This is a genomic window from Pseudonocardia nematodicida (assembly GCF_040105385.1).
Taxonomy (GTDB): Bacteria; Actinomycetota; Actinomycetes; order Mycobacteriales; family Pseudonocardiaceae; genus Pseudonocardia; species Pseudonocardia nematodicida.
Genome location: NZ_JBEDNQ010000015.1, coordinates 46,790 through 62,217, shown reverse-complemented (window position 1 = coordinate 62,217; position 15,428 = coordinate 46,790). Strand labels below are relative to the sequence as shown.

Genomic DNA, 15,428 nt, shown 5'->3' with positions numbered 1-15,428 from the left:
CCCTGCCCGCAACTGTCCGTTTCGTCGTTTTTCTCGCTCAAGGCAACTGATTCTCGCTGAAGGCGACGCAGAGAGGTGGTCTCCCGCCGTGGGTGACAAGCACGTCGTGCGTTTCGAACCGGTCGGCATCGAGATCGAGGTCGACGAGGACCAGACGATCCTCCGCGCCGCCGCCGAGCAGGGTGTCCAGCTCATGCACGGCTGCAAGGAGGGGCAGTGCTCGGCGTGCAAGTCGTTCGTGCTCGAGGGCGACGACATCGAGTACGACAAGTACTCGACGTTCGCGCTGCCCGACTACGAGCGCGAGGAGGGCTCGACGCTGCTGTGCCGGGCCCACCCCTACGAGGACCTGGTGATCGAGCTCCTGAACTACGACGAGGAGATCATCCGGTCCGGCCTGCCGCTGACGAAGGGCACCGTCGAGGTCGTCGGATGCGAGGCCGTCACCCACGACATGCGGCACCTGACGGTCAAGCTGGTGGAACCGTCGGAGATCAAGTTCTTCCCCGGGCAGTACATGGACTTCGTCGTCCCGGGGACGGAGGAGACGCGCTCGTTCTCCATGGCGAACACCCCCAACCGGGACGGCGTCTACGAGTTCGTCATCAAGATCTACCCGGACGGCCTGTTCTCCGGCCACCTGGCCGACCGGCTGCAGGTCGGGGACCGGCTGGACGTGGAGGCGCCGTTCGGCACCTTCACGCTGCGCCAGAACCGGGCCACGCCACTGGTCTTCGTCGCCGGCGGGGCCGGCATGGCGCCGGTGCTCGGCCTGCTCCGTGCCATGGCCGAGGGCGGGGTCGAGCGGAAGGCGACGTTCTACTACGGCGCCCGGACCGCAGGCGACCTCTGCTTCGAGAAGGAGATCGCCGATCTCGCCCCGCAGCTCTCCGACTTCCGCTTCGTGCCGGCACTGTCCGAACCGGACGGACCGGAGAGCGCGGAGTGGGCCGGCGAGACCGGCCTGATCACCGACGTCGTCGCGCGTCATGAAGGCGATCTGAAGGGAGCCGACGCCTACGTCTGCGGTCCGCCGCCGATGGTCGACGCGGCGATCGCGACGCTGACCCAGCTGGGTGTGAGCGAGGACAACATCTTCTACGACAAGTTCACCACCACCGGTGAACAAGAAGGCGAGGACGGACTCTCATGACGGAGACCACCACCGCGGCCAGCGGCAGCGAGCAGGGCTCGCAGCGCAGCGTTCCCAAGCCCGTCTTCACCGACGCCGAGGCCGGGGCCCGGGAGTTCCCGGACTCGAGCTCGACGGCGAGACGCTACAACTACTACACCCCGGCCAAGCGCAAGCAGACCCTCTACGAGGACACCACCGTCGAGGTGCAGCCGGACCCACGGCACTACCTGACCCAGGGCTGGATCTACGGCTTCGCCAACGGCGAGGGCGGTTACCCGCTGCACTGGACCAAGCTCAAGGCCTGGGGCGTGGACGAGCCCGAGCCGCAGCGCGGGGTCGGCACCGGCGGGATGACCGTGAAGAACTGGCCCGCGCACGGCTGGCACGAGTTCCGCGACCCGAACGAGGAGTGGGAGCAGACCCTCTACCGGTACAACGCGAACGTCGTCCGGCAGCTCACCCAGAACATCGACAACGCCCGCAACGCGAAGGCGTTCGAGCTCTGGAACACCAACTGGATCCGCTTCGTCGAGCGCAACGTCGGCGCCTGGATGCACATCGAGCACATCCTCGGCCTCTACGTCTTCGCGTCCAACGAGCGCTCCGCGCCGACCAACATGCACAACACGGCGCTCGCCGCGAACTCCACCCGCAAGATCCGCTTCGCGCAGGACCTGGCGCTCTACAACCTGACGCTGTCCGAGGAGATCGACGGGTTCGACGGCACCGCCCACCTCGACGCCTGGGACAACGCGCCGGAGTGGCAGGGCGCCCGGAAGATGACCGAGGCGCTCACCGCGGTGCAGGACGACTGGGGCGAGGCCATCTTCGCCGCGAACATCGTCTTCGAGCCGCTGATCGGCGAGCTGTTCCGCTCGAACCTGGTCATGCAGGCCGCGGCCACCAACGGCGACTTCGTGACGCCGACGGTCATGGGGGCCGGTGAGTACGACTACGCCCAGCGCGACCTGCGCTGGTCGCTCGCCTGCTTCGGCCCGCTGGTCACCGACCGTGAGTTCGGCCCGCAGAACAAGGAGCTGATGGAGGGCTGGCTGCGCCGCTACGTGCCGCAGGCGCTGGAGGCCGCCCGGACGATGCAGCCGATGTGGTCCCAGTCCGACTCGAAGCCGCCGCGCTTCGAGGACTCACTCGACCGCGCCAAGAACCGCTTCGCCGGGATCTGCAGCGATCTCGGTCTCGACGTCCCCGAGGAGCTGAAGCAGTGATGACCAGCACGGACTCACGGTTCGCGCAGAACAACACCGCGTCGAACATGTGCGGGTTCACCCTGATGAACAACCAGGTCGGCGCGATCATGGCCGACGTCCTGGGCCGTCAGGACAACGTGACCGTCTCGCACCTGCCCTCGATGATCCGCGTCGACGGGCAGGGCATGTTCGAGGTCGACTACGCCGCCATGGACGAGGAGGCCGGCCGCGAGGACGGCTGGTTCTCGGCGGCCGAGTTCGAGGAGAACATGTCCACCCACTACGGGCGGATGGTCCACCTCGACGACAAGACGATCATGTTCGCCAATCCCGAGGACGCCGCCGAGTACCTGGACTTCGACCTGAAGCCGGTGACCTGACGCCGTCCAGCCGTGACCGATGCGCCGCACCGCCCGGGGCTGTGAGACCGCAGCCTCCCGGCGCGACCCCACCAGACCCGGCCGGACCGGGCAGTGCGGCGCAGCACGTTGATCCGCAACCCGCGCACAGGACCAACTCTCCGGGAGGACCACCACCATGGCCAAGGAACTCCGTTTCGGCGCCGAGGGGCGGCAGCTGCTGCGAGCCGGCGTCGACCAGCTCGCCGAAGCCGTCAAGAGCACGCTGGGGCCCAAGGGGCGCAACGTCATCCTGGAGAAGATCACCGGCTCGCCGGAGGTCACGAACGACGGCGTGACCATCGCCCGCGAGATCCACCTGCGGGACCCCTTCGAGAACATGGGCGCGCAGCTGGTCAAGGAGGCGGCGGTCAAGACCAACGACACCGTCGGCGACGGGACCACCACCGCGACCGTGCTGGCCCAGGCGATCGTCCGCGAGGGCATGGGCGCCATCGAGCGCGGCGGCAACCCGGTGCTGGTCAAGCGGGGTATCGACCTGGCGGTGGGCGCGCTGGTCGAGCGGCTGCAGGCGGTCGCGCACCCGGTCGGGACCGAGGAGGACTACGCCCGGGTCGCCGCGATCTCCGCCAACGACGACTACGCGATCGGCCGGGTCGTCGCCCGGGCGCTGCACACCGTCGGCGACGACGGCGTGGTCACCGTCGACGACTCGCCGATCCCCGGCATCTCGGTGTCGTTCGTCGAGGACTTCGAGTTCGACAACGGCTACGTCTCGCCCTACATGGTGACCAACCCCGGCACCCTCGAGGCGATCGTCACCGACCCCTACATCCTGTTCTCCGCCGAGAAGATCCGCGACGTCCAGCAGGTCATGCCGGTGCTGGACCGGATCATGCGCAACGAGCGCCGCCCACTGGTGGTGGTGGCCGAGACGGTCGAGGGCACCGCGCTGCAGATGCTGGTGCACAACCACGTCAACGGGCACTTCCAGGCCGTCGCGATCAAGGCGCCCGGGTTCGGCGAGAAGCGCATCCACCTGCTCGAGGACATGGCCGCGCTGTGCGGCGGCAAGGTGCACTCGAAGAGCTCGTCGTTCTCCCTGGAGCAGATCGGCGTCGAGCACCTCGGCCGCGCCGCGCAGGTCCGGGTGACCAGCGACAGCACCACCTTCATCGGCGGCGGGGGCGACCGCGGCGCGCTGGAGAACCGGCTCTCCCAGCTGCGCGCGGAACTGCACCGCGCCACCATCGGCACCGACGAGGACTTCTTCTCCGACCGGATCGCCCGGCTCTCGGGCAAGGCGGCGATCATCTCGGTCGGCGCGCCGACCAACGCCGAGGCCCGCGAGGTCCGGCACCGGGTGGACGACGCGCTGCAGGCCACCCGGGCCGCCGTGGCCGAGGGGATCGTCGCCGGTGGCGGCGCGGCCCTGCTGCACGCCGAGCAGGCGCTCGCCGCGCTGGAGGTCACCGGCGACTACCGGATCGGCGTCGAGATCGTGCGGCACGCGCTGTCCGAGCCGGTGCACCTGATCGCGTCCAATGCCGGTTACGACGGCGACGACGTGGTCAAGCAGGTCACGGCGATGGACGCCGACTCCGGTTTCGACGCGCTCGAGGGCCGGTTCGGGAACATGGTCGAGATGGGCATCATCGACCCGCTGCGGGTCGTGCGCTCGGCGCTGCAGAACGGCGCCTCGGTGGCCGGGCTGATCCTCACCACCAACTCGCTGGTGGCCGAGGAGGTCACGCCGTGGAACAAGGCGTTGATGACCGAGTTCGGTGAGCTCGACGAGGGCATCCCGCAGCCCAGCCCGGACTCGAGCACCCCGCAGTCGCTGGGTCTCGGCCCGTCGGTGGGCTAGAACCCGTCGGTGGGTGAGGCCCGTCGCCGGCGGGTGGCCCCGTCGCCGCGGCTCCGTGACAGTGGACGGTGTGGAGGTCGGTGTGGACGGCGCGGGGGCACCTCTCGTGGTGGACGCGCAGGTCCACGGCTGGGACGGCCGCCCGCAGAACCAGGCGGGCCCGGCGGGGGAGCAGTTCGTCGCCGACCTGCACCACCGGCACCGGATGGTCGACCCGTCGCCCCGTCCGCTGTCCGCGGACCGCTTCGGCCTCGTCACCCCGGACGCGCTGGGGACCGACGTGCTCGGTGCCGTCGACCGGGCGGTGCTGGTCCCGGCGACGTTCGACGACCTGTTCGTGCTCGGCTTCGCCGCGCCCGTCTGGCATCTCGAGCTCGCCGCCGAGCATCCCGGCCGCCTGGTGCTCTCCGGCCAGCTCGACCCGGCCGACCGCACCCGCGCGCGCGGGATCGGGGCCCAGGTGAGCCGGGACGGGCTCGGCGCGCTGACGGTGCTGCCGGCCCGCCGCCCGGAGAGCCCGGTCGCGCTGCGGGCTCCCTGGCTGCGCCGGGCACTCGTCCGCGCCGAGCAGGCCGGTGCCAGGGTCGTGCACCTCGGCGTCGCGCCGACCGCGCGCCCGCCGCGCGGCGCTCCGGACTGGGCGCTGACCGGCGTCGTCCAGGCCGGCGACGCCGCGCCCCGGCCGCGCTGGCCGTCCTGGGCGGAGCCGGTGCGGGCCGGGTCGGCGCTGCCGGTGCGGGCCCGCAACGCCGGCCCGCTGCCGGCCGGCGGCCTCGACCCGGCGGAGGTCCGCGAGCTGGCCGCGGCGCTGCCCCGGATCCGGTTCGTGCTCGGCGCGGGGGCGCTGCCGACGCCGGCGCTGGTCCGGCTGGCCCGGCTGCCCAACGTGCTCGTGCTGCTCACCGAGCTGCTCATCGCGCTGCGGCGGATGCCGGAACCGGCCGCCGCGGCGCTCGGCGAGCTGCTCGCCGCCTTCGGGCCGGACCGGCTGATGTTCGGCAGCGGCTATCCCGTCGCCCGGCCGGCCCGGCTGGTCCGCGACCTCCTGACCTTCCGGTACCCCGAGCCGCTGCGCGGGCGCTACCCCGAGCTCGACGACGACGTCCGCGAGGCCCTGCTGGGCGGCACCGCCGCGCGGGTCTACGGGCTCGGCGATCCCCGCGCGCCGCGCGCCGGGCGGCGTCGCCCGGCCGGGACGGTCGCGCTCGACCACACGCCCGGCGCCCGGTAGCCCCACTCCCGGAAAGCCCGGGCCCCGGAGGGGCGGTGCGGGTGTGACCTGCAGAATCGTGCGATGGTCGAGGTTCGTCAGCTGGAGTATTTCCTCGCCGTCGCCGAGCGGCTCAGCGTCACCGAGGCCGCGCGCGACCTGCACATGGCGCAGGCGGCGCTGAGCCAGGCCGTGACCAAGCTCGAACGGCGGCTCGGCGTCTCGCTGTTCGACCGCAGCCGGCGCCGGCTGCGGCTCACCGCGGCCGGGTCCGCGCTGATCCCGGAGGCCCGGCTGATCGTCGGCCGGGTACAGGAGCTGGAGGTGGTCGTCGCCGGCGGCGCGGCGCGGACCCCGCTGCGGATCGGCTGCATCACCTCGGCGGTGTCCGGCCTGCTGCCCGACGTCCTGCCCGGGTTCCTCGCCACCCGCCCGGAGATCCTCCCGCTGGTGCACGAGATGGGGCAGCGGGCGCAGGTCGAGGCGCTGCGCGAGGGTGCCGTCGACGTCGGCGTGTGCCGCATGCTGGTCGCCGAGGACGGGGTCGAGCTGGTCCGCCTCGCCGACGAACCGCTGGCCTGCCTGCTGCCCGAGGGGCACCCGCAGGCCGCGGCCGCCGCCGTCGACCTGGGCGCGCTCGCCGGCGAGTCGTTCGTCTGCTTCCCGCGGGAGTACGCCCCGGTCGCGCACGACACGATCACCGGGGCGTGCGTGCGCGCCGGGTTCTCGCCGCGGATCACCCAGCAGGCGGTCAACGACCAGTCGATCCTCGGGATCGTCGCCGCCGGGCTGGCCGTCGCGATCGTGCCCGCGGCGACCACCCGGCTGCGGATGGCCGGCGCGGTCGCCCGGCCGCTGACCGACCCGGCGGCCGTGACCCCGCTGTCGGTGCTGGTCGGTGCCGCCGGTGCGCCGCACGGCCGGGCGCTGCGCGACGAGCTGGTCAGGCTGCGCGGCTGAACCGCGCCGGGTCCATCCGGGCGATGTCGAACGAGGTGCCGTCGTGCAGCGCCAGGTCGGCCGCGATCGACCCGAACACCGGGGCCATCTTGAACCCGTGCCCGGAGAAGCCGGCCAGCACGATCAGCTGCGGCGCCCCCGGGACCGGTCCGGCCAGCGCGGTCCGGTCCGCGGTGTAGCCGTCCATGTAGACGCCGTGCCGGATCGGCTCCGGGTGCAGGCCCGGCAGCAGCCGCCGGACCGCCGCGGTGACCGGCTCGAGGGCGGGCTCGGGCAGGTCGCGGGTGAGATCGCGGGGATCCCGCAGCGGGTCCCACACGTCGGCCACCCCCGCCTTGACCGACACCCCGTCCATCACCGGGCAGCCGAACAGGTGCATCCCGTCGGTGTCCCGGATGAACGCCGGGAACACGTCCGGCCGGTAGTCCTCCACGTCGGACGGTGCGAACCAGGTCAGCACGATCGGCTTCGGTACGACCGCGGCCTGCGGGACCAGCTCGCGGACCCAGGCTCCGGTGGTGACGACCGCGCGCCGCACCCGCCAGGTCCGCTCGTCGGTGACGATCGTGACACCGCCCGAGTCGGGCTCGACCGCGCTGACCACCGTCCTGTCCATCAGCCGGGCACCGGCCTCCCGGGCGCGCTCGGCGGCGGTCAGGACCGCCAGCTCGGGCCGGAGCATGCCGCCGGCCAGGTCCAGGATGCCGATCTCGCCGTCGGCGGGGGCGTGCTGCGGGAAGCGCGCGGTCAGCTCGTCGGGAGCCAGGATCTCGTGGTCGAGACCGTGCTCGTCGACCGACGCGCGCACGTTGCGCATCGGCTCGATGTCCGGCCGCCCGATCGACAGGCAGCCGGTCGGGGTGAACAGCGGACGTCCGGACGCCTGGGTCAGCTCGATCCACATGTCCCGGGCGCGGCGCAGGAGGGGGACGTACTCCGCCCCCTCGTGGTAGGCGGCACGGAACAGCCGGGACTCGCCCCCCGCGCCACCGCGGTCGTGGACCAGCCCGTACTGCTCGAACCCGATGACGCGTGCGCCGGCGGCGGCGAGCTGCCAGGCGGTCATCGAGCCCATCGCTCCGAGACCGAGGACGGCGACGTCGGCGTCGGGCAGGGAACGGCTCATCTCGTCTTCTCTCCGGGTGTCGTCGGTGTGCCGGCGGGACGGGCACGTGTCCAGCCGAGCAGGAACGGCAGGGCGAGGGCGACGAGTCCGACCGCGGTCCAGCCGACCGCGATCGCCCACCCGAGCCCGGCCAGCACGATCAGCGGTGTGGCCGCGATGCTGCCCGTCTCCAGCGGGGCGACCGGCAGGTAGGCGAGGCCGAACTCCTCGAGGGTGCGGCTGTCGAGGTCCGGGTCGACCATCCGCAGCAGGGCGACCGACGTCGCGACGGCGCCGGTCGCCCAGCCCCAGGTGAACAGGGACTTCTCGAACCACGCGCCGTGCATGACGGACGGTGCGACCCAGCGGAACATCGCGAGGTTGAGCGCCAGCGCGAACACGAACAGGATCGTCAGCGGGGCCCAGTAGTCCGCGACCAGGCTCGGCGTGATCGACGCGATCCCGCAGACGATCAGGACGTCGGTGGCGACGCCGGAGATGCTGCGCAGGGTGCGCTGGTCGCAGTACTCCCAGGCGGGTGTGCGCCGGAGCAGGAACTTCACGAGCAGGCCGGCGACGAACGCGAGCACGAACACCGGCGCCGAGAACGACGGGACGACGAGCGCGATGCCCTCGGCCGCGCCGTAGCCGAGCACGGTGATCGCGGCGACCAGGCAGACCTGCAGGCCCAGCGGCTCGATCGACGACGCCGAGGTGGTCCCGATCCCGGTCGGCTCGCGCTCGGCGGCGGGGACGAGGCCGGTGCGCAGCGCGGGCGGCAGCTGGTCGAACCGGCCCAGCCGGGCGGTGTGACCGCGACGCGCGCCCCAGTTGGCGATCGCGATACCGCCGACCACACCGGCCAGCATGCCCACCGTCGCCGAGGTGAAGGCGAGCGAGCTCGCGCCCTCCCAGCCGGCGTCGGTGAACACCGAGCCCACTGCGGCCGCCGAGCCGAACCCGCCGGCCCAGCCGGCGAACAGCAGCAGGCCGAAGCCCTCCGGCGTCCCGAAGACCGGGACGAACAGCAGGTAGGCGAGGACCATGCCGAGCCCGACCTGCAGGGCGTACATCGCGAACGAGTATGCGGAGAACGCCGCGGTGGAGCGGCCGAACCCGCGCCCGCGGGCGTCGTCGCCGAGCCCGAGGCAGGCGAACACCACGGCGATCAGCACCGACGCGTAGGTCCCGAGCTGGTCGGAGAACGGCAGGATCCCCGCAACCTGTGGTCCCAGCAGCAGGCCGAGGAACCCGGCGATCACGCTGGCCGGGAGCATCAGCCGCTGCGCCGGGCCGACCCAGCGCCGCACGAGGGTGCCGATCAGGAGCAGGCCGCCGATGAGGCCGACGTCGACCACCAGCGACCAGGGTCCGTAATCCATCCGCGCCTCCTCGTTGCGTCACCACATGCCTAGCAAGCACGGGGTCCACCCGTCAGCGTTCGCCCATACCGGTGCGCGACGACGTCCTACGCGCACGTGATCGATGCCTCGCACGCTGCCCGGTTCCGGGGGCCGGGTAACAGAGATGATCAGCCTTGCGATAGGACAGGCACACCTAACTGATGCGCAGTGCATCGGGGGCGGGACCAGGAGGAACGGGATGAACTTCACGCGGCGGCAGATGCTGCTCGGGTCGCTGGCGGCGGGTGGTGTGCTGCTCGCAGGCTGCGGGAGCGGCGACTCCGGCGGTGGCGAGCAGGCCGCCGGTGGCGAGGAGGGCTTCCCGGTCACCCTCGAGCACAAGTTCGGCACGACGACGATCGAGGCCGCCCCGCAGCGTGTCGTCAGCATCGGCTACACCGATCACGACGCGCTGCTCGCGCTCGGTGTCCCGGTGGTGGGCGTGCGGTACTGGTACGGCGACGAGTCGGCGGCGGTCCAGTCCTGGGCGGCCGACGCGGTGCAGCAGTCGGGCTCGCAGCCGCAGGTCCTGAACATGACCTCCCCGGACCCGGAGAAGATCGCCGCGCTGCAGCCGGACCTGATCGTCGGCATCTACTCCGACCTGGAGCAGAGCAGCTACGACACGATCAGCGCGATCGCCCCGATCGTCGCCGCGCCCGCCGAGTTCGACGACTACGGCGTGCCCTGGCAGGACACGACCCGGATCATCGGCCACGCCGTGGGACGGTCGGAGCAGGCCGAGCAGCTCGTCGCCGACGTCGACGCCCGGTTCGCGCAGGCCCGCGACGCCAACCCGCAGTGGGCCGGCCGGACCGCCGCGGTGGCGACCCGCAGTGCGGACCACTTCGGGGCGTTCGCCTCGCAGGACCCCCGCTCCCGGTTCTTCACCTCGCTCGGGTTCACGATCCCGCCGCGCTTCGACGAGCTGGCCGCCGGCAACTTCTACACCGACCTCAGCTTCGAGCAGGCCGCCGAGCTCGACCACGACCTGCTCGTGTGGGACCAGCTGTCCTTCACCCCGGGCGGCCGGGCGACCGTCGAAGCCGACGAGCTGGTCTCCCGGCTGGCGGTGACCCGCGAGAACCGCAGCATCTTCCTGGAGGGCCCGACCGAGGTCGCGTTCGGCTGGCAGACCGTGCTGAGCCTGCCGGCGGCGCTGGACGGCGTCGTCCCGCTGCTGGAGCAGGCGCTGCCGCAGGCCTGATCCCGGGGCCGGCCCCCGGGCTGCGAGGGTAGGGCGTGCCGCCGTCCCACCCGCCGTCGTTGACCGCACCCCGCTTCCGCCTGCTGCTGCTCGCGACCGCGATCGCCTTCGGCGGGTACGCGCTGCTGCTGCCGGTGGTGCCGTTGTGGGTGGCGCGGGGCGGGTCCGGGGCGTTCGGTGCGGGACTGACGACGGGCGTGCTGATGGCCGTCACCGTCGCGACCCAGCTGCTGGTGCCCGCCATGCTGCGGTGGGTGGGGCACCGGCCGGTGCTGGTGACCGGCTCGCTGCTGCTGGGGGTGCCGGCGCCGCTGCTGGCGCTGTCCGCCGAGCTCGCGCCGGTGCTGGCGCTGTCGGCGGTGCGGGGCGTGGGGTTCGGCATGGTGACGGTGGCGGGCAGCGCGCTGGTCGCCGAGCTCGTCGAACCCTCCGCGCACGGCCGGGCCTCGGCCCGGTACGGCTACGCCGTCGGCCTCCCGCAGCTCGTGTTCCTGCCGGCCGGCGTCGCGGTCGTCGAGGTGCTGGGATTCACCGGGGTGTTCCTGCTGGCCGGGGCCACCCCGGTCGCCGGGGCGCTGGTGGTGGCGTTCGTACGGGGACCGCGGCCGGAGCGGCGCCGGGGCCGGGTGCCGGGACCGCGCGGTGCCGACCGGGAAGCCGGTGCGGATCCGTCGCCGTCCGGCCGTGTGCCGGCGGATGCCGGCGGGCCGGGTGCGCGTTCCCGCGGGCGACGGTGGCCCGCCGCCCCGATCCTGGCGATGCTGGGCTGCTCCACGGCGCAGGGCGGGGTGATCACCTTCGCCCCGCTCGCCGTGCCGGGCGCGACCGTCGCGGTGCCCGCGGCGCTGTTCGCCACCGCGCTCGGCGCGGTGCTCGGCCGGGGATGGGCCGGGGCCCGGACCGACCGCAGCAGCCGCCCGGGAGCCCTGTTGCCCGCCGGCACCCTGCTCGCCGCGGCCGGGCTGCTCGGCGTGCTGGCCGCACCGCTCACCCCGGTCCTGCTGGTGCTGGGCGCGGCCGCGGTCGGCGCCGGGTTCGGCGTGGTGCAGAACGACGCCGTCGTCGCGCTGTTCGCCGCGGCCGGGCCGCAGCACTACGGCGGGGCCAGCGCGGCGTGGAACATCGCCTTCGACGCCGGCACCGGCCTCGGCGCGTCCGGGCTGGGCGCGATCGCCGAGCCGTTCGGCTTCGCCGCCGCCTTCGGGACGACGGCGGTGGTCCTGCTGGTGCTCGCCCCGCTGGTGCGCCGGCGCCCCGCCGCGTGATCCCTGTTCCGGGAGCGGGGAGAGCAGTCGACTGGGCGCCGGGTTCCACAGAGAAGGATCATGAACGGCTCGGGCCCGGCGCCCGCGGATGCGGGGCCGGGCCCGGGACGACCCGGTCAGGATCCGTTGCGGATCCACTCCTCCAGGTGCGGTGCCTCGTCGCCGATCTTCGTCGAGTCGCCGTGCCCGGTGCGGACCTGCGTCTCGCCGGGCAGGGTCAGCAGGGTCGTGCGGATCGACTCGATGATCGTGTCGAAGCTCGAGTACGACCGGCCGGTCGCGCCCGGCCCACCCTGGAACAGGGTGTCGCCGGTGAACACGATCCCCAGCTCGGGCGCGTGGAGACAGGACGAGCCCGGTGAGTGACCGGGGGTCTGCAGCACCCGCAGGTCGATCCCGCCGGCGCTCAGGGTCTGGCCGTCGGCCAGCTCCTGGTCGGGCTTGCGGTCCGGCCAGGTCATGTCCCAGAGCACCATCTCGGCCGGGTTCAGCAGGATGGGCGCGGAGAACCGGTCGGCCAGCACGGGTGCCTGGTTGACGTGGTCGTCGTGGGCGTGCGTGCACACGATCGCCTTCACCGCCCGGTCGCCGACGGCGGCGGCGATGGCGTCGGCGTCGTGCGCGGCGTCGATGACGAAGACCTCGCGGTCGTCGCCGACGATCCAGACGTTGTTGTCGACGTCGAAGGATCCGCCGTCGAGGTTGAACGTGCCGGAGGTGACGACGTGGTCGATCGGCGGCATCAGAGGATCACCACCGAACGCAGGACCTCACCGTGGTGCATCTTCTCGAAGGCGGCCTCGATGTCGTCGAGGCCGATGGTCTCGGTGACGAACTTGTCGAGCGGGAACCGGCCCTGCAGGTACAGGTCGACGTAGGTCGGGAAGTCCCGGCTGGGCAGGCAGTCGCCGTACCAGGAGGACTTCAGCGCGCCGCCGCGGCCGAAGTAGTCGATCAGCGGGATCTCCGGCGCCTGCAGGTCCGGGGTGGGCACCCCGACCAGGACGACGGTGCCGGCCAGGTCGCGGGCGTAGAAGGCCTGCTTGTAGGTCTCCGGACGCCCGACCGCCTCGACGACGACGTCGGCGCCGTTCCCGTCGGTCACGGAGCGGATGAACTCGACCGGATCCTGTTCCTTGGCGTTGACGGTGTGCGTGGCGCCGAACTCCTCGGCCCACTTCAGCTTCCGCGGGTCGGTGTCGACCGCGACGATCGTCGTCGCCCCGGCCAGCTTCGCCCCGGCGATGGCGGCGTCCCCGACCCCGCCGCAGCCGATGACCGCGATCGAGTCACCGCGCCCGATCTGCCCGGTGTTGACGGCGGCCCCGAGGCCGGCCATCACGCCGCAGCCGAGCAGCCCGGCGACCTTGGCGTCGGCGTCCGGGTTGACCTTGGTGCACTGTCCGGAGTGGACCAGGGTCTTCTCGATGAAGGCGCCGATCCCCAGCGCGGGCGACAGCTCGGTGCCGTCTTCCAGCGTCATCTTCTGCGTCGCGTTGTGGGTGTCGAAGCAGAGGTGCGGCTTGCCCTTCCTACAGGCCCGGCAGACCCCGCAGACCGCGCGCCAGTTCAGCACCACGTAGTCGCCCGGCGCCACGTCGGTGACGCCCTCGCCGACGGACTCGACGATCCCGGCGGCCTCGTGGCCGAGCAGGAACGGGAACTCGTCGTTGATCCCGCCGAGCTTGTAGTGCAGGTCGGTGTGGCAGACCCCGCAGGCCTGGATCGCCACCACCGCCTCGCCCGGTCCCGGGTCGGGGACGGTGATCGTCTCGACGGTCACCGGCTCGCCCTTGGCGCGGGCCACGACCCCGCGTACCTGCTGTGCCATGCGTTGTACTCCACTCGTCCTCGACGACGTCCGGCAGGGACTGATGCTCGGATGGCGACTCTGGCATGTGTGCCCGGCCGCTGTCTCCCCGGACCCGGCCGGGCACACGCATCCCGGCGTCGCCACCCCAGCACCACCCCCTCGCTGGTCCGGGTGGGTGTCGCACGATGAGACGGCGGACGGTCGCGGAAGGGGCGACCCCGGCACCGGGGACGAATGCACCGCACGCGCGGGTACGGTCTGCCGCTGTGACGACTGCGCCAGGGACGACCGCACCGCCGCCCGGCCTCGCGCTCGGGGCGGTGGCCGGTGCCGGGCGTCCCGGCAGCTCGCGGATCGCCTGCCCGCTGCCCGACGGCGGGCTGCTCGACGTCGGCTCGCTCGCCACCGCACAGCGCGGCCCGTACCCCGAGCTGCTGACCGCCCCCAACCTGGACGGCCTGCTCGACGCCGGCCGGCCGGCGTGGCGCGAGGTGTGCCAGTGGCTGACCGGCTGGCGGCAGGACCACGAGAAGGCCTTCGCGCACCGGCTGCCCGCCGAGGGCCTGGTCCCGGTCCTGCCCTTCACCGTCGCCGACTACGTCGACTTCTACGCCTGCGAGCAGCACGCCCGGAACGCCGGGCTCATCTTCCGCCCGGACGCCGAGCCGCTCACCCCGAACTGGCGGCACATGCCGGTCGGCTACCACGGCCGGTCCGGAACGGTGCGGGTCACCGGCAGCCCGGTCGTCCGCCCGTCCGGGCAGCGCGCCGCGGGGGACTTCGGCCCGACCCGGAGGCTCGACCTCGAGGCCGAGCTCGGGTTCGTGCTCGGCGGCCCGGCAGCCGGCCCGGTCGGGGTCGACGACGCGGCCGAGCACGTGTTCGGCGTCGTCCTGCTCAACGACTGGTCGGCCCGCGACGTCCAGGGTTTCGAGACCCGCCCGCTCGGTCCGCACCTCGGGAAGTCGTTCGCGACGTCGATCTCGGCCTGGGTGACGCCGATGGAGGAGCTCGCCGCCGCGCGGGTGCCGCTGCCCGCGCACGACCCCGGGCCGCTGCCGTACCTGGCGCCGTCCGGGCCCGCCACCGGCCTGGACATCGAACTGGCCGTGCACCTGTCCGGCGAGCGGATCGCGACGCCGCCCGCGCGGGAGCTGTACTGGTCGGTGGAGCAGCTGGTGGCGCACCTGACGTCGAACGGGGCGGGCCTGCGCTCCGGGGACCTGCTCGGTTCGGGCACGATCTCCGGTCCGGAGCGTGCGCGGTTCGGCTCGCTGCTGGAGCTGGCCTGGAACGGCGCCGACCCGATCGCGCTCTCCGGCGGGGGGACCCGGTCCTGGCTGCACGACGGCGACGAGGTCGTCCTGACCGCGACCGCCCCGGCCGTCGGCGGTGGCCGGTTCTCGCTCGGTGAGGTGCGGGGGCGGATCGTCCCTCAGTCGTAGGGGAGCAGCGGTTCGGGCGCCCCGAGGGCGTTGCGGATCAGCGGCGGGATCTCCTGCTTGCCCGTGCCGTCCACCGCGACGACCACGTAGACGGTCCGGCAGCCACAGCTCACCGTGGGGCTCCCGGCGTCGTCGGTGCCGCGGACCTGGAAGTCGAGCGCGAAGCTGGTCCGCCCGAGCCGGGCGGTGGACACCGCGATCACGACGTCCTCACCCCACCCGACGCCGGACCGCCAGTCGATCTCGGTGTGCACCAGCTGCACGTCGTACCCGGCGTCGAGCATCGTCCGGTACGTGAGCCCGCGGTGCTCGAGGAACTCGGTCATGGCCTCGTCGAACCAGGCCAGGTACCAGGCGTTGAACACCACGCCCTGCGCGTCCACCTCGTGGTAGCGGACCCGCACCGGGAACTCGAAGGTCGCCATGCGCCGATGTTAGGCGGGGTTGGCGA

14 protein-coding genes are annotated in these 15,428 nt (G+C 72.8%); 9 read left to right on the top strand and 5 right to left on the bottom strand.

Annotated features, from left to right (window positions below; all coding sequences use genetic code 11):
- Positions 1 to 88 precede the first annotated feature (88 nt).
- The 6 genes from WIS52_RS29085 (at position 89) to WIS52_RS29060 (ending at position 6,739) form a co-directional block, all read left to right on the top strand.
- Positions 89 to 1,153 carry an FAD-binding oxidoreductase gene (locus WIS52_RS29085; protein WP_349301616.1) on the top strand — a complete coding sequence of 355 codons (1,065 nt, stop codon included), beginning with the start codon at positions 89 to 91 and terminating at the stop codon, positions 1,151 to 1,153.
- Positions 1,150 to 2,361 carry a ferritin family protein gene (locus WIS52_RS29080; RefSeq protein WP_349301615.1) on the top strand — a complete coding sequence of 404 codons (1,212 nt, stop codon included), beginning with the start codon at positions 1,150 to 1,152 and terminating at the stop codon, positions 2,359 to 2,361. The genes WIS52_RS29085 and WIS52_RS29080 overlap by 4 nt, the downstream gene beginning before the upstream one ends.
- Positions 2,361 to 2,723 (top strand): propane 2-monooxygenase effector subunit MimD, encoded by a 363-nt coding sequence (mimD, locus tag WIS52_RS29075; RefSeq protein ID WP_349301614.1) that lies wholly within the window; start codon positions 2,361 to 2,363, stop codon positions 2,721 to 2,723. The genes WIS52_RS29080 and mimD overlap by 1 nt, the downstream gene beginning before the upstream one ends.
- Before the next feature lie 157 nt (positions 2,724 to 2,880).
- Positions 2,881 to 4,569, top strand: coding sequence for a chaperonin GroEL (groL, locus tag WIS52_RS29070; protein ID WP_349301613.1), 1,689 nt, complete (start codon positions 2,881 to 2,883; stop codon positions 4,567 to 4,569).
- 70 nt (positions 4,570 to 4,639) lie between these two features.
- Positions 4,640 to 5,800 carry an amidohydrolase family protein gene (locus tag WIS52_RS29065; RefSeq protein ID WP_349301612.1) on the top strand — a complete coding sequence of 387 codons (1,161 nt, stop codon included), beginning with the start codon at positions 4,640 to 4,642 and terminating at the stop codon, positions 5,798 to 5,800.
- Between the two features lie 63 nt (positions 5,801 to 5,863).
- Positions 5,864 to 6,739: a LysR family transcriptional regulator gene (locus tag WIS52_RS29060; protein WP_349301611.1), complete on the top strand. Its 876-nt coding sequence runs from the start codon at positions 5,864 to 5,866 to the stop codon at positions 6,737 to 6,739.
- Here WIS52_RS29060 and solA read toward each other — a convergent pair.
- Both solA and WIS52_RS29050 read right to left on the bottom strand, forming a co-directional pair.
- Positions 6,723 to 7,865 (bottom strand): N-methyl-L-tryptophan oxidase, encoded by a 1,143-nt coding sequence (gene solA, locus WIS52_RS29055; RefSeq protein WP_349301610.1) that lies wholly within the window; start codon positions 7,863 to 7,865, stop codon positions 6,723 to 6,725. The two genes, WIS52_RS29060 and solA, sit on opposite strands and share 17 nt — an antisense overlap.
- Positions 7,862 to 9,226 carry a sodium/glutamate symporter gene (locus WIS52_RS29050; protein ID WP_349301609.1) on the bottom strand — a complete coding sequence of 455 codons (1,365 nt, stop codon included), beginning with the start codon at positions 9,224 to 9,226 and terminating at the stop codon, positions 7,862 to 7,864. The genes solA and WIS52_RS29050 overlap by 4 nt, the downstream gene beginning before the upstream one ends.
- Positions 9,227 to 9,446: 220 nt before the next feature.
- On the opposite strand from WIS52_RS29050, the gene WIS52_RS29045 reads away from it, so the two are divergent.
- Both WIS52_RS29045 and WIS52_RS29040 read left to right on the top strand, forming a co-directional pair.
- On the top strand, positions 9,447 to 10,454 hold the full coding sequence (locus tag WIS52_RS29045; protein ID WP_349301608.1) for an iron-siderophore ABC transporter substrate-binding protein: 1,008 nt from the start codon (positions 9,447 to 9,449) through the stop codon (positions 10,452 to 10,454).
- Between the two features lie 59 nt (positions 10,455 to 10,513).
- The gene (locus WIS52_RS29040; protein ID WP_349301607.1) at positions 10,514 to 11,719 is read left to right on the top strand and encodes an MFS transporter; all 1,206 of its coding nucleotides are present in this window, start codon (positions 10,514 to 10,516) and stop codon (positions 11,717 to 11,719) included.
- A 116-nt stretch (positions 11,720 to 11,835) separates the two neighbouring features.
- Here the strand turns inward: WIS52_RS29040 and WIS52_RS29035 are convergent, their stop codons facing one another.
- Positions 11,836 to 12,462: an MBL fold metallo-hydrolase gene (locus WIS52_RS29035; RefSeq protein ID WP_349301606.1), complete on the bottom strand. Its 627-nt coding sequence runs from the start codon at positions 12,460 to 12,462 to the stop codon at positions 11,836 to 11,838.
- The gene (locus WIS52_RS29030; protein ID WP_349301605.1) at positions 12,462 to 13,550 is read right to left on the bottom strand and encodes an S-(hydroxymethyl)mycothiol dehydrogenase; all 1,089 of its coding nucleotides are present in this window, start codon (positions 13,548 to 13,550) and stop codon (positions 12,462 to 12,464) included. Before WIS52_RS29030 ends, WIS52_RS29035 begins: the two co-directional genes overlap by 1 nt.
- A 248-nt stretch (positions 13,551 to 13,798) precedes the next feature.
- On the opposite strand from WIS52_RS29030, the gene WIS52_RS29025 reads away from it, so the two are divergent.
- Positions 13,799 to 14,977: a fumarylacetoacetate hydrolase family protein gene (locus WIS52_RS29025; RefSeq protein ID WP_349301604.1), complete on the top strand. Its 1,179-nt coding sequence runs from the start codon at positions 13,799 to 13,801 to the stop codon at positions 14,975 to 14,977.
- Here WIS52_RS29025 and WIS52_RS29020 read toward each other — a convergent pair.
- Entirely contained in the window at positions 14,968 to 15,402 is a 435-nt protein-coding gene (locus tag WIS52_RS29020; RefSeq protein WP_349301603.1) for an acyl-CoA thioesterase, read from the bottom strand. The genes WIS52_RS29025 and WIS52_RS29020 overlap by 10 nt on opposite strands.
- Positions 15,403 to 15,428: the final 26 nt, after the last annotated feature.